This window comes from Novosphingobium sp. HR1a (assembly GCF_015594425.1).
GTDB classification, from domain to species: Bacteria; Pseudomonadota; Alphaproteobacteria; order Sphingomonadales; family Sphingomonadaceae; genus Novosphingobium; species Novosphingobium resinovorum_A.
Map to the genome: position 1 here is coordinate 15,565 of NZ_JABXWS010000046.1, position 13,318 is coordinate 28,882.

Genomic DNA, 13,318 nt, shown 5'->3' on the forward strand with positions numbered 1-13,318 from the left:
GGGAGGAAACGGGGATTTAGCTTCCACTGTCCGGATTTGCAAGGTCCACCGAGTCCGGCAGGCGTGCAAGGAACGAGTTGGGCGTCGCGAAGACGATCCGCGCCCCGTCCGGGATCGCCACCGGCGCCTTCGTGCCGATGTACCAGAGGTAGTCGGCATGGCGCGCGGGCTTGAACTTGCGCAAGTCGATCCGCTGGCTGTCGCTGTAGAGAATGCGCTGCGTCGGATCGTTGAAACGGTAGCGAGTTTCGCGCATCGACAGCATGTGGACGTCGGGCAACGCGAAGTTGGAATTCTCCATCGAACTGCGGCGAACCACGGCGTAACTGCCGAAGTGCTCGAACGGGCCGAAGAACCACTGGCGGCGCGGAATCGCGATCGCCGTCGCCACGCGCGAGCCTTCGGGAACGTAATCGAGCGCGGTGACGAGCTGGCGCGCGGTCTGCGCATCCTCGTACCAGACCACCGTGGTGACGGCGATGCGCGCGGTGAACAGCAGGCCCGCCAGCGCGAGGCCCCAGCGCGGCACCGGCCAGTCGATCGCGAGGCACGCGACCAGCAGCGCGGCGGTGCTCAGGCGATAGTCGGCATAGTCGCCGCCGAAGATCTGGCGCGGCACCACCAGCGTCAGGATCAGCAGGATCAGCGCCGCCCAGCCGACGCGCCCGTCGAAGCGGCGGATCGCCAGCGCCGCCACGATCACCGCCACCACCACGCACAGGCTGGCGATGTCGAAGGTCATGTCGTAGCTGCGCATCGCGCGGTAGAGGATCTGCCACTTGTATTCGAGCACGCCGAAGCGCCCGTAGGACACCTTGGAGTTCGAACCCACGCCCAGCAGCATTGGCAGCAGCGGGAAGATCAGCGGCCAGGGCCTGAGGAACGGCCGCCAGTCCCGCCAGCTTGCACGCTTCGACCATTCATAGCCGAAGATCAGCACGCCCATCACGCCCCAGCCCGAGACGTGGCACAGCCACACCACGAAACTGGCCGGGATCATCACCGCCCAGCGCCAGCGCCAGTTCTCCAGCCGCACCCAGCCCGCCAGCACGAACAGCGCGAAGGCGATCGACAGCGAATAGTTGAGGAAGCCCATCAGGAACGAGGGTGACCAGATCATCGCGAAGGCCAGGATCGCGCCAACACCGATGCGCTTCCTGAGGCTCCATTCCACCGCCATGATCGCCATGCCGGTAAGGAACGGAATGGCCGCGACGATGAAGCGGCCCGCAGCTTCCAGCCCCATGATCTTCGTCAGCGGCACCATCAGCAGCTCGGCGCCGAGATTGCCGGTCCACTCCCACTTGAACAGGAAATAGCGCGTCAGGAACGGGTCGTGCCCGTGATCGAGCATGACCTTGAACCCGGCCAGGTGCGAAGGATAGTCGGTCATCTGCGGCGCCCAGGCGACGATCGCGGGGAGCATCGCCAGCAGCGACAGGACGATGCCCATCCACAAGGCTTCGTGGCGCGTGCGCTTGTAAGTGTCGGTGCCGGAGTTGGAGGTGGCCGCTTCGGCCTCCACGGCGTCAGGATGCGCGCTGGCGTGCATGTACGACTGTGTCTTCCCGCTAGTAGCCCGAATCGGCGAACGGGCTCTCGTAAAGCAACTTGGCCCGCAATTGAACGTCGTGACCCGACGATGGTGCTTCGACAAGCTCAGCATGAGCGGAATGAAGAAGCCGTCTTCCCGTTTCCGCTCATGCTGAGCTTGCCGAAGCACCCGCGTGCAAGGCACACTTCGGCGCCCCGCATCCGGATCTCCCCGAAGGGAAGATTATCGCGATCTTGGGAAGATGCTGGCAGGAGTGGAGGGACTCGAACCCACGGCCCTCGGTTTTGGAGACCGATGCTCTACCAACTGAGCTACACTCCTGCGGGCTCGGGGGCCTCTAATGAAGGACTTGCGTGATGGCAAGCGGCGATTGTGGACCGGCGGAGCGAATATGTCGATTCGCGCTCGTTATCCCCATCTGCTAGGACGTTTTCGTGCACGCGCCCCGCTCAAATCCGATCATCGAGCCTGAACTCCTGATGCTCGCCTATCGCAGCGGGATATTTCCCATGTCCGACGCGCGCGACGATCCGGAGATCTTCTGGATCGAACCGCGCCTGCGCGCGACGCTGCCGCTCGATGGGCTTCGCGTATCCTCCTCCCTCGCCCGCACGCTCAAGCGCGGGCGGTTCGAGGTGACCTGCAACCGCGCCTTCTCGCAAGTCATGGACGAATGCGCAGCGCCGAGACAGGCGCGCGACGGGGATGCCAATGATGACGGGGGAGATAGCTGGATCAGCCACCGCATCCAGGCCAGCTACGAGAACCTGCATTTCCTCGGCCACGCGCATTCGATCGAGGTCTGGCGCGAGGGCGAACTGGTCGGCGGGCTCTACGGCGTCGGCTTCGACCGGGTGTTCTGCGGCGAATCGATGTTCTCGCGCGTCAGCGATTCGTCGAAGGTGGCGCTGTGCTGGCTGGTGGCGGCGCTGCGACGGGGCGGCATCACCCTGCTCGACTGCCAGTTCATGACCTCCCACCTCGCCTCGCTGGGCGCGGTGGAGATGCCGCAGAAGACATATCTGGCGCTGCTGCAGGCAGCCCAGTCGGGCTATTGCTCGACAGCGGGTTCCTCGACCGGCTCGGGATCGGCCGCCGTCGGAGAAGCGCTCGGCGACGCGGTAGGGGCCGGAGTGCTCTCACTGCCCGAGGCGTTCGAGGCCCTGCTCGGCGACGCGTCGTCCTGCGGACTGGCCTCTTCGCCCGGGAAGCTCATCGCGCAGCTCTTGACCCAGACGTCGTAGACCGGGTGCTCGACCACGTTGGCGCCGGGGTTGTTCTTGAACAGCCAGCCGGAGAACACCTTGTTCCAGGCCAGCTTTTCCTCGGTCGTGCGGCGTTGCTCGACGAAGACCTGGACGAAGGCGCCCTCTTCCTGCGGTTTTTCCCAGGGAAGCGTCTTCTCGCAGGTGGCGACCTTCACGACGAGATTGCCGAGGCGGCGCGATTCGCCCGGCTTCATCACCAGGTCCTGCGTCAGGTTGTTGCGCTTGTTGAGGACGCCCAGCGTGACCACGCGGTCCTTGTTGGGCGTGCCGATCTGCTGGCCTTTCGCGGCCTGTGCAGGACCGGCCTGCATTCCGGCGATGGCATCCGGGACGCTGGTGTCCTGCGCCTCGGGCGCAGGCTCACCACCGCAGGCCGTCAGGACCGACAGCAACGAGAGTGCCGTCAAAGCCCTCCAGCGAATCACGCGTGAGCCCTCAGGCTTCCGGCGACCAGGCTTCGTAGTCGCCGGTGGCGGCAGCGCGGCGGCCGCCACGCTCCAGCGCGCCCTGCGGGCGATACGCGGTCGCGGTGCCGGTGGCGTTGGGGGTGTAGTCCACTTCCCAGATGCGCGGCGCGGGCAGATGGCTTTCGGGCACGCCATCGTACGAGTGGTGCAGCCAGCCGTGCCATTCGGCGGGGACGTTGCTGGCGTCGTTGGCGCCGGCGTAGATCACCCAGCGGCGATCCCAGCCCTCGGTGGTCTTCACCTTCGCGTTCTTGGAACGATAGTACTTGTTCCCCTGCGCGTCAGTGCCGACATGCTCGCCATTGCGCGAGCTCCAGAGCGAGGTGCCGATGGTGGCGCCGTCCCACCAGGTGAAGATCTTGGACAGGATTCCCATGTGCCGCGCACTAGCCCCGAAGCGCCCCCCAACGCAAGCGCGAAGAGGCACCTTCGGGTGCTACAAATGCATCCCGCCGCTCGCCTCGATCACCTGACCCGTCACCCATGCGCCATCGGGCCCGCACAGGAAGCCAATCACCCGCGCGACGTCGCCCGGTTGCCCCACCCGCCCGAGCGCCGCGACCGAGGCGAGATAGTCCACCGTCGCCGGATCGTTGAACAGCGCGGGCGCGAAATCCGTGATCGTCGCGCCCGGCGCCACCGCGTTGACGGTGATACCGCGCGCGCCCAGCTCCTGCCCCAGCGAGCGGGTGAAATGCTCCACCGCCGCCTTGCTCATGGCATAGGCGACGCACGAGGCATAAGCCGCACGCGCCACCATGGACGAAAGGTTCACGATCCGCCCACCGTCCCGCAGCCGGGACAGCGCCGCCTGCGTGACGAAGAACGGCCCCTTGGCGTTCACCCGCATCATCGCGTCGTAGAGCGCCTCGTCCGTCTCGGCGATCGTCGCCATCTCGCCGATGCCCGCGTTATTGACGAGGATGTCGAGGCCGTCCGCCTCTTTATCGAAGGCCGCGAACATCGCCGCGATGGCCTCGGCCGAACCGACGTCGGCCTGCAGGGCGAAGGCGTCGCCCCCGGCATCGCGGATCGCCGAGACGACCTCTTCGGCAGCGGCCGCATTGTTGTTGTAGTTGATGCAGACCCGCGCGCCGTCCGCCGCGAGCCTCAGCGCCACCTCCCGGCCGATCCCGCGCGAACCGCCGGTCACCAGCGCCGTCTTTCCCGTCAGCGAACCCATTCGTCTCTCCCCATGTCGTTCGGGAGGCAAGCTAGGGCAGACGGGACGCGGGAGGCACCTCGTATATTGGGCAGCGTCTCAATCCCCGTCATTGCGAGCGTAGCGAAGCAATCCAGGGCGGTTCAAAACTGCCCTGGATTGCTTCGCTACGCTCGCAATGACGAAGGAGGTGGGATGACGCCCGCTTACCAGCTGACCCTTTACCAGCTGACCTTGTCGCCCGCCTTGATGCCGAGCTGCGCCGCGCGGCCGCCGTTCAGTTCCAGCACGCCCGCAGCGATGCCATCCGAAGGCAGCGGCGTCTCATCATAAGGCACCGCATTCGCCGCGATGTTGAGGATGCGGTGGTCGGTGCCGATGAAGATGATGTCGAGCGGGATCACCGTGTTGCGCATCCAGAAAGCAGAGCGGCGCGGCGGCTTGTTGGGGAAGATCATGCCCTCGTCCGCGCCCATCTCGGAGCGGAACATCAACCCGTGCTCCTGCTCCTTGAACGTCGAGGCGACCTCCACCCGGAACGCGTGGGTGCCGTTCGCCGACTTCACCTTGAGGTCCTTGACCGGCAGCCCGGAAATCGGATGCACCGCAGCTTGTGCCTGTGACGCCTTGGCCGTGGCCTCCTGCCCCCCTTGCGAGCACGCGGCGAAGGCCAGCAGCAGCGAAACGGCAAGCGTGGAGCGGGTAAGGCGCATTCAATAGTCTCCGAATTCCGACTCGCACCATTCCTCGAGCGCGTCGGCGTCCTCGCTCTCGACGATCCGGCGCGCGATGTCGAGCGGGTGCCCGGCGCGCAGCATCGCGGCGAGTTGCCGATCTTGCACCTTGGGGTCTTCCGCAACCTGAACGGCGAAAGGACCGAACCGGCGCCGCCGCGCAAGCACCAGCGCCGCGCGGCGCTGCTCGGCAATGCCGGGCCGCGCCTCGGCGCGCAGGGTTTCGTCCACGCCTGCCTGCCCCAGCGCCTCGCCCACCCGGCGCGCGCCATAGCCACGCCGCAGCAGGCTGCCCGCCTTCATCCGCGACCACGAGGCATCGTCGACGTAGCCCTTCTGTGCATAGCGCTCGACCAGCGCCTCAACATCGGGGCCCCGTCCTTCCGCCTGGGCCTCTTCCGACCAGCCCCGCTCCCTCAGCTTGCGCTGCAGATAACCGCGCAACTTGGCTTGCGTCGTGGCGAAACGCGCGACATAGGCCAGCGCCAGTTCCTCCAGACGGGATGGGTCGAGTGGGTGTGGTCCACGCTGTGGATTGCGACGCTTGTCCGACATGCTGCCCTATTCGTGCCACAGTCGGCTTGGATTGGGGAGAGTGCGTGAGACCGTACTGGGACGCAACACAGCTACCTCCGGTTCAGATTGGACCGGATAGAAGCGCCGGTCTCGCGAGAGTAACGGTATAACTACAACGGGTTAGATCATATGGCCGACACCATCGAACTGGTGCCGAATACGGGGCAGGCACTTATCCCCACCCCCAACGAGGATGCGCTGCCGCGCATTTTCGCCGATTTCGCCACTTTTGGCGACGCCCTGGACTATGCCGCCACAGGCAAACGCGGGTTCAATTTCCACGATCCGCGCGGCACGCTCACGCGCGTCTACCCCTTCTCGGAGCTGCGTGAAGACGCGCTCAAGGTCGCTTATGCGCTGATCGCGCGCGGCGTGAAGAAGGACGATCGCATCGCCCTCATCGCCGAAACCGGCGTGGACTTCGCGGCGCTGTTCTGCGGCGCGGTCTACGCGGGCGCCTGGCCGGTGCCGCTGCCGCTGCCCACCAGCTTCGGCGGCAAGGACAACTACATCGACCAGCTGGCCGTGCAGCTCTCCAGCTCCGACCCGATCCTGCTGATCGGTCCGGACGAGATCGCCACGATGACCGCCGCTGCGGCCGAGCGTCAGGGCTGTGCCCATGCCACCTGGGCCGATTTCGCTGCGAAAGATGCGCCCGAAGTCGCGCTGCCCAAGGCCGATCCGGACGATATCTGCTACCTGCAGTATTCGTCGGGCTCCACCCGCTTCCCGCACGGCGTCGCGGTGACTCACCGCTCGCTGTTGTCGAACCTTGCCAGCCACGCGCACGGCATGCAGTTCCAGGACAGCGACCGCTGCATCTCGTGGCTGCCGTGGTATCACGACATGGGCCTCGTCGGCTGCTTCCTGTCGCTGATCGCCAACCAGGTCTCGGCCGATTACCTCAAGACCGAGGATTTCGCGCGTCGTCCGCTGGCATGGCTGGACCTCATCACCCGCAACAAGGGCACCTCGGCGTCCTATTCGCCGACCTTCGGCTACGACATCTGCGCACGTCGCATCTCCAGCCAGAGCCCCGTCAGCGATCGCTTCGACCTGTCGCGCTGGCGTATCGCCGGTAACGGCGCGGACATGATCCGCCCGGACGTGATGCAGAGCTTCGTCAACGCCTTCGCCGATGCGGGCTTCAAGGCATCCGCCTTCCTGCCCAGCTACGGCCTGGCCGAAGCCACGCTGGCGGTCACCGTCATGCCGCCGGGCGAAGGCATCCGCGTCGAACTCGTCGAGGAGGAGCGCCTCTCGGGCGCCCCGCGCGATCTCAACCGCCCGGCCCGCTACCGCGCCATCGTCAACTGCGGCAAGGCCGTGCGCGACATGGAAGTGGTGATCCGCGGCGAAAACGGCGACACGCTGGGCGACCACAAGATCGGCAAGGTCTGGTGCCGCGGCACGTCGGTGATGCATTCCTACTTCCGCGACCCCGAGGCGACCGCCGCGTGCCTCGTCGACGGATGGCTGGACACCGGCGACATGGGCTACATGACGGACGGTTACCTGTTCATCGTCGGCCGCGCCAAGGACATGATCATCATCAACGGCAAGAACCACTGGCCGCAGGACATCGAGTGGGCCGTGGAGCAGCTTCCCGGCTTCAACCACGGCGACATCGCGGCGTTCTCGGTGGAGACGGACAACGGCGAGGAAGCCCCCGCCGTGCTCGTCCACTGCCGCGTCTCCGATCCGGTCAAGCGCGTCGAACTGCGCGACCTGATCCGTGACAAGGTGCGCTCGATCACCGGCATGAACTGCGTGGTCGAACTGGTGCCGCCCAAGAGCCTGCCGCGCACCAGCTCGGGCAAGCTCAGCCGCGCAAAGGCCAAGAAGCTGTACCTTTCGGGCGAGATCGAGCCGTTCAAGCTGGCGGCCTGATCGTTCCGGTACAATGGAACAGAAGGCGGGGCGTCGAAAGGCGCCCCGCTTTTTTATTGTCCGCGTTCCGGGGAGGACTCAGCGTCTGCCTGATCCCATTTCGGCATCGGCGGCAGCGCCAGCAGCAGCGCCCCGCCCACAACGCAGCCAACCGCACCCGCCCAGAGGAACGGCTCGTACCCGCCCGAGGTATCGTAGACCTTCCCCGCGATCCACGGGCCAAGCCCGGAAGCCAGCGCCACCAGCGCCGACATGACGCCGTAGATCATCCCGAAATTGCGCATCCCCGCATATCCGGCGGTCAGGAACGCAGTGATCTGCGTCTTGGAGCCCGCCGCATAGCCGTTGATCACGAGCGCCGCGATCAGCGCGGGCATCGAATCGAGGAAGCGGATCAGCACCACGAACGTCACCGCCGTCACCCCCATCGTCAGGCTGCCGGTCCAGTTCGGCCTGAACCGGTCGAGCAGCGCCCCGGTCACCAGCTTGCCGACGATGCCCGCTATGCCGCCCAGCGACAGCAACCAAGCTGCCTCGCTGCGCGCTACGCCCGCTTCGGTGAGGATCGGAAAAAGGTGGATGCCCAGCCCGATGGTCATCGCCATCACCACGAAGGACGACACCGCCACCTGAAGCAAGGCCCGGCTTCGCAGTGCCTCACGCTTGTGCAGGCCCGGCAGCACGGCGCGCGCGGCCCCGTCCGCTTTCGGCCGCCGATCGTGGGCATCGCGCAGGAACAGCCAGCATACCAGCAGCGTCACCCCGCCCCAGCCGAGCCCGAACCACACATAGGCGGCGCGCCAGCCGAAACTCTCGATCAGGAAGTTGCCGAGCGGCGGCACCAGCGTCTGCGCGATGGCCGGGCCGGTCACGGCAAGGCCGAGCGCAAGGCCCCTGCCCTTGTCGAACGTGCCTGCTACCGCCGTCGTCCAGATCGTCGACTTGATGGAGGTCAGGATCAGCCCGAAGGCGATCCACATCACCACCCACTGCAGCTTCGATCCGCTGGCGAAGGCGAACATGCAAGTGCCCGCCATCGTCACGACGACCCCCGGCAGTCCCAGCCGCCGCGAGCCGAAGCGGTCGATCAGCGCACCGTAGAAAGGCGACAGGAGCGCCGTCACTGCGGTCGCGATCGCCGGTCCCATCGACAGCGTCGCCCGGTCCCATCCGAAAGCCCGTTCCAGCGGCTCGATGAACAGCCCGGTCGCCGAGATCAGCACCGAGAAGAACGAGAACCCCGCCATCGCCGCGACGACCACCGGCCAGCCGCGCTTCCATTCCTGTAGTGCCCTGCCGTCGCCCATGATTGTCTCTCCCGCCGGAGAGACTAGGGCAAAGCGCGTGAACTCCAATCGCGGCGGCGATAGCGTTTCAGAGTCTGTTTGGAAAATGCCCAAGAGGGCATTTTCTTAGCGGCACCGGCCCACGCCTCCACCCGGCCTCCCACGGAAGTATACTTGATGGGAGGCCGGGTGGGGGCGTGGGCCGGTGCCGCGAAATTCGCCTGCGACGAATTTTCAAACGGATTCTCAGATGTGGCGATGAAGTTCCAGATAGTCGCTGGGGATGCGCAGTGCGTCGGCCGCCACTTGCGTTTCGCGCAGGAACAGCACGAGCGCGACGAGCAGCAGCACGATCGCCGCAAGGAAGGTCACCGCCGCCGCCGCATGCCAGTCCATCCCGCCAAGGCCGGACAGGAACAGCACCGCCACCGTCACGCCGATCGCCAGCGCCGAGAGCACCATGAAGCGCACCGCCTGGGTGATCAGCGTCATGCGCCGGTTCACCAGCCGCAGTTCGCTAACGACGATGTCGTGCTCCATGCCCTGCGTGGTGCCGTGCCGCTCCTGCAGGAGCCGCGCGCGATCGACCACGCGCCCGAGCCGCGTCGAGAGGATGTTGAGGATATTGCCGATGGCCACGAGCACGAAAACCGGCGTCAGTGCCAACTGGATGGTCTGGACGATCATGTCCCCCTTCATGCACCGTCAGGACGCGATTTTACAGGGCCTCGTCAGCAGGCAAACGCCGTTTTCCGCAAATCGTACGTCGGCGACGCTCATCGCCAGCGCACAGCTGCCGGGCGCGATGAACTCGCCCGCGACTTCGACCGCGCCCTCGCGCGGGATCACCAGCAGTGTATCGGGATAGCGCATCGCGATCTCCTGCGACGGCACGCCCGCGATCTGGTCCAGCACGAAGAGCGGGCCATCGACCAGCACCTGCGAGCCGTCCAGCGGCACGTGCTTGAACCATTTCTCGCGCGAATAGGGCTCGCCGTGCGATACCGCCATCCCGTCCTCCAGATGCAGCTCGCGCGGGCGGCCGTAGTCGTAGAGGCGATAGGTAATGTCGCTGTTCTGCTGCACCTCGATCAGGCTAACGCCTGCGCCGATGGCATGGACGGTATTGGCCGGGATGTAGAAGAAGTCGCCCGGCACGACCTCGTGCCAGGTCATCAGGTGTTCGATCGACCCGTCGAGCGCGGCGGCGCGCATCGCGTCCTCGCCGATCTCCCGGTCGAAGCCGATGCCCAGCTTGCCGCCCGGCTCGGCAGCGACGATCAGCCAGCATTCCTCCTTGCCCTGCCGCCCGATGCCCTTGGCCAGCGTCTGCGCATCGGAGGGGTGGACCTGCACCGACAGCGCCTCGCTGGCGAAGATGTACTTGACCAGAAGCTCGGGCAGAGCGGCGGGCGGCTCAAACCAGATTTCGCCGATGCGCTGGCCCTCGGGCGCCTCGAACGGCGCAGGCAGGACGTCCAGGCCCCAGGGCTTCTCGACCTGTCGGATCGGCAGCGAGGAGGAAGCGCGGGCGTTGGTCATCGACGAATACTCACTGATTCCTAGCGCCCGAAAGATTGCCCACCTTCTGCACGCCGGCAACCGTAGTGATCATGATGTCATCGCCATCGACGACGACAATCACGTCCTCCAGCCCGATCACAGAGACTCGCGGACCGTCGCTGTCGACCAGCACACCCCGGCAATCGACCATCTCGACCGTGCCCGAACCGCGCACCGCATTGCCGTGCTCATCGCTTTCCAGCGCCTCGTGCAGCGCCTGCCAGTTGCCGATGTCGGACCAGTCCATGTCGGCGGGCACCATCGCCGCGCGGGTGGTGTTCTCCATCACCGCGTAGTCGACAGAGACGCTGGGCACTTCGGCAAAGGTCGCCGCGTCCGGGTGGAAGCGCTGGCCGTCCTCGGCGCCCTTCGCCACCGCCTCGGCCACGCTTGCGGCCACGTCGGGCCGGTGCGCGGTCAGTTCGGCAAGGAAGTCCTTCACCCGGAACGCGAAGATGCCGCCGTTCCAGGCGTAGATCCCTTCGGCAAGGAATGCCTTGGCGCGTTCAAGGTCCGGCTTCTCGACGAACTGCGCAGTGCGGAAACCGCCGTGCTCGGGAATTGCCTCGCCGCGCTTGAGGTAGCCGAAGCCGGTTTCGGGCGCCGTCGCCTCGATGCCGAAGGACACCAGCCAGCCCTGCTGCGCCAACCCCGCCGCAGCGGCTGCGGCGACCGCGAAAGCCTCGGTATTGCCGATGTGGTGATCGCTCGGACACACGAGCATCACCGCGTCCTCGGGCAGGCGGCAGGCAGCGAGCGCGATGGCGGCGGCGGTGTTGCGCGCCGAAGGCTCGACGATCACCTGCGCCCCCTCGACCGCGCCCAATTGCGCCTCGACGTGGGCGAGGTGCTTGTGGCCGGTCACCACGACCGGGGCCGCGAAGCCTCCCGAGCCGGGACAACGGGCCAGCGCCGCTTCGAACAGGGTGCTGTCACCGACCAGCGGCAGGAACGGCTTGGGCATGGCAGCCCGGCTGCGCGGCCACAGGCGCGTGCCGCTGCCACCGCAGAGAATGACGGGAACAAGGATCGACATAGGGTAAAGTTTCGCTCGTCCGGTGACGGATACCAGTTCGATGGTCATAGCCGCCCAATGCTGCAATGCAACGTCGCGCTTGTATACTACGTCAATAAAACCAGCGCTGACGCCAGCGATAAATCGCTTCTACTGTTTTTCCGCCAGTATCTTTTGCCGGGCGAAAGCGAAAACGGCGCATCGCGAGGTCGCAGGTGATGCGATCCGCCTCCGGGTCCGGGCTGGGCTGCACGATTCGGCAGGCGGCGACGCGGCCATCGGTTCCTACCCTGAGGTCGATGGTCACCGATGCCCCGACCCGCAAGTCCCGGGTGGCGCGGGGGTAGTCCTTCGCCGAATTGATGTCTCCCGCCACCTTCACCGTCGGCGATGCGCCGCCGCCGGTGCCATCCCCGCCTGCGCCCGCGCCGGTGCCCGAACCGAAGCCCGACGCCCCCGTGCCCTCGCCCTGCGCAGTGGCTCCGGCAGCGTTTTCCGCGCCTTTGCCCGCCACCGGAGGAGCTTGCGCGGGGCGGACGACCACGGGCGTCCTGGGCGCCGGGACCGGGCGCGGGTCCGCCTTGCGACCCGCAGCGGCGGCTGCGCCCTCTTCGCGCGGGGCTGCGCTGCTCGGTGCGGAAGAGGGGACAGGCGCGGGCGGCGACGGAGGTTCGGCCGCAATCGTGAAGGCCCGCGTCACCGATCGCGCCACTTGCGCGGCGAGGTCCGGAGTGAACGCCCGCACCAGCCCGGCAATCACGACGACGTGGATCAGCAGCACGACCGCCGCGATCTTCCAGCGCGGTTTGTGCTCCTGCCGATATCCGCTGCGCATCATCGGCCGGTGATCGCACGGGCGTGCAAGCCGGCGCAACCTTTGACAAAGTCCGGCTTTGACAAGGCCCGGGCCACCAATCATTCCTTTCTGCGACACATCATTCACATATGCGATAATGAGGAGCAGCCATGGCGATGGACGACAGATTCGAACCGGTTGCCTGCAACCACGAAGGGATCGCACTGGAAGGTTTCGTGGCCCGGCCGCAAAGCGACGGCCCCCATGCGGCGGTGCTGATGATCCCGGGAGCCACTGGCCCTGGCCCCAGCTTCGAAGCGGCGGTGCAGGCGGTTGCCAAGGCCGGCTACGTCGCGGTCGCTGCCAGCATGTACGCGCGCGGCGCCGACATCTCGACGCCGCAGGCGGCAGGCCGACACTTCGCCGATCTCATGGAACGGCCAGAAGCCCTGCGCGCGCGCGTCGTCACATGGTTCGAGGCAGTGTGCGCCCTGCCCGGCGTCGATCCCGAGCGGGTCGCAGCGGTGGGCTATTGCTTCGGCGGCAAGTGCGTCCTCGAACTCGCCCGCAGCGGCGCACCGGTCCGGGCGGTTTCGAGCTTTCATGGCCTCCTCGCCACGCATGCACCGGCTGCGCCCGGCACCGTCAGGCCGCACATAGCCATCTGGACCGGCGGCCGCGACCCTTACGTGCCGCGCGCCGACTTCGATGCGGTGCGCGCAGAACTCGATCTGGCCGGTGCGAACTACTCCGCGACCGAGTTCGCACGCGCCCGCCACGCCTTCACCGACCCCGATCACGACGGTATCGCCGAGGGGATAGAATATGACGCGGCGGCACATCGAATTGCCTGGAGCGGCACTCTCGCCCTGCTCGAAGTGATCCTTTCGGCATGATTTGCTGAACAGGTGTTACAATTGCGCCACGCTCTCGGATTAATTCGTATTTTCGATGTATAATTCCCATTTGTGAACTGAATGTCTCACAGTTATCCTTGCAAACAGAC

Annotated in this window: 13 protein-coding genes, 1 tRNA gene and 1 pseudogene; 3 read left to right on the forward strand and 12 right to left on the reverse strand. The window is 66.3% G+C overall.

Features of this window, described 5'->3' with window-relative positions:
- Positions 1-16 precede the first annotated feature (16 nt).
- Positions 17-1,552: a hypothetical protein gene (locus HWN72_RS11610; RefSeq protein ID WP_008830821.1), complete on the reverse strand. Its 1,536-nt coding sequence runs from the start codon at positions 1,550-1,552 to the stop codon at positions 17-19.
- 248 nt (positions 1,553-1,800) lie between these two features.
- Positions 1,801-1,876 (reverse strand) — tRNA-Trp (locus tag HWN72_RS11615).
- Between the two features lie 113 nt (positions 1,877-1,989).
- Here HWN72_RS11615 and aat point away from each other — a divergent pair.
- Entirely contained in the window at positions 1,990-2,799 is an 810-nt protein-coding gene (gene aat / locus HWN72_RS11620) for a leucyl/phenylalanyl-tRNA--protein transferase (RefSeq protein ID WP_289357395.1), read from the forward strand.
- A gap of 35 nt (positions 2,800-2,834) precedes the next feature.
- Here the strand turns inward: aat and HWN72_RS31815 are convergent.
- The 5 genes and pseudogenes from HWN72_RS31815 to HWN72_RS11645 all read right to left on the reverse strand — a co-directional run.
- A pseudogene (locus tag HWN72_RS31815) lies at positions 2,835-3,134 on the reverse strand (DUF2155 domain-containing protein); the annotation flags it as partial.
- Between the two features lie 124 nt (positions 3,135-3,258).
- Positions 3,259-3,666 carry an NADH:ubiquinone oxidoreductase subunit NDUFA12 gene (locus HWN72_RS11630; protein WP_008830824.1) on the reverse strand — a complete coding sequence of 136 codons (408 nt, stop codon included), beginning with the start codon at positions 3,664-3,666 and terminating at the stop codon, positions 3,259-3,261.
- A 60-nt stretch (positions 3,667-3,726) separates the two neighbouring features.
- Positions 3,727-4,473 carry an SDR family oxidoreductase gene (locus HWN72_RS11635; RefSeq protein WP_008830825.1) on the reverse strand — a complete coding sequence of 249 codons (747 nt, stop codon included), beginning with the start codon at positions 4,471-4,473 and terminating at the stop codon, positions 3,727-3,729.
- 200 nt (positions 4,474-4,673) lie between these two features.
- On the reverse strand, positions 4,674-5,165 hold the full coding sequence (locus HWN72_RS11640) for a DUF192 domain-containing protein (RefSeq protein ID WP_036523565.1): 492 nt from the start codon (positions 5,163-5,165) through the stop codon (positions 4,674-4,676).
- Positions 5,166-5,741, reverse strand: coding sequence for a regulatory protein RecX (locus tag HWN72_RS11645; RefSeq protein WP_036523562.1), 576 nt, complete (start codon positions 5,739-5,741; stop codon positions 5,166-5,168). It lies immediately after the preceding gene.
- Positions 5,742-5,891: 150 nt separating this feature from the next.
- On the opposite strand from HWN72_RS11645, the gene HWN72_RS11650 reads away from it, so the two are divergent.
- Positions 5,892-7,652 carry a fatty acyl-AMP ligase gene (locus HWN72_RS11650; protein WP_211150351.1) on the forward strand — a complete coding sequence of 587 codons (1,761 nt, stop codon included), beginning with the start codon at positions 5,892-5,894 and terminating at the stop codon, positions 7,650-7,652.
- Positions 7,653-7,705: 53 nt separating this feature from the next.
- On the opposite strand, the gene HWN72_RS11655 is transcribed toward HWN72_RS11650, so the two are convergent.
- The 5 genes from HWN72_RS11655 to HWN72_RS31710 all read right to left on the reverse strand — a co-directional run bounded on the left by HWN72_RS11655 (position 7,706) and on the right by HWN72_RS31710 (position 12,351).
- Positions 7,706-8,959 (reverse strand): MFS transporter, encoded by a 1,254-nt coding sequence (locus HWN72_RS11655; protein WP_211150352.1) that lies wholly within the window; start codon positions 8,957-8,959, stop codon positions 7,706-7,708.
- Between the two features lie 225 nt (positions 8,960-9,184).
- Positions 9,185-9,637: a DUF2721 domain-containing protein gene (locus tag HWN72_RS11660; protein WP_248005964.1), complete on the reverse strand. Its 453-nt coding sequence runs from the start codon at positions 9,635-9,637 to the stop codon at positions 9,185-9,187.
- Between the two features lie 6 nt (positions 9,638-9,643).
- Complete coding sequence (locus tag HWN72_RS11665) at positions 9,644-10,480, reverse strand: class I mannose-6-phosphate isomerase (protein ID WP_008831256.1); 837 nt, start codon at positions 10,478-10,480, stop codon at positions 9,644-9,646.
- 10 nt (positions 10,481-10,490) lie between these two features.
- Positions 10,491-11,537 (reverse strand): mannose-1-phosphate guanylyltransferase, encoded by a 1,047-nt coding sequence (locus HWN72_RS11670; protein ID WP_211150368.1) that lies wholly within the window; start codon positions 11,535-11,537, stop codon positions 10,491-10,493.
- Between the two features lie 91 nt (positions 11,538-11,628).
- Positions 11,629-12,351 (reverse strand): TonB family protein, encoded by a 723-nt coding sequence (locus HWN72_RS31710; protein ID WP_305798387.1) that lies wholly within the window; start codon positions 12,349-12,351, stop codon positions 11,629-11,631.
- A 137-nt stretch (positions 12,352-12,488) separates the two neighbouring features.
- On the opposite strand from HWN72_RS31710, the gene HWN72_RS11680 reads away from it, so the two are divergent.
- The gene (locus tag HWN72_RS11680; RefSeq protein WP_172705128.1) at positions 12,489-13,208 is read left to right on the forward strand and encodes a dienelactone hydrolase family protein; all 720 of its coding nucleotides are present in this window, start codon (positions 12,489-12,491) and stop codon (positions 13,206-13,208) included.
- The last annotated feature ends 110 nt before the right edge of the window (positions 13,209-13,318 follow it).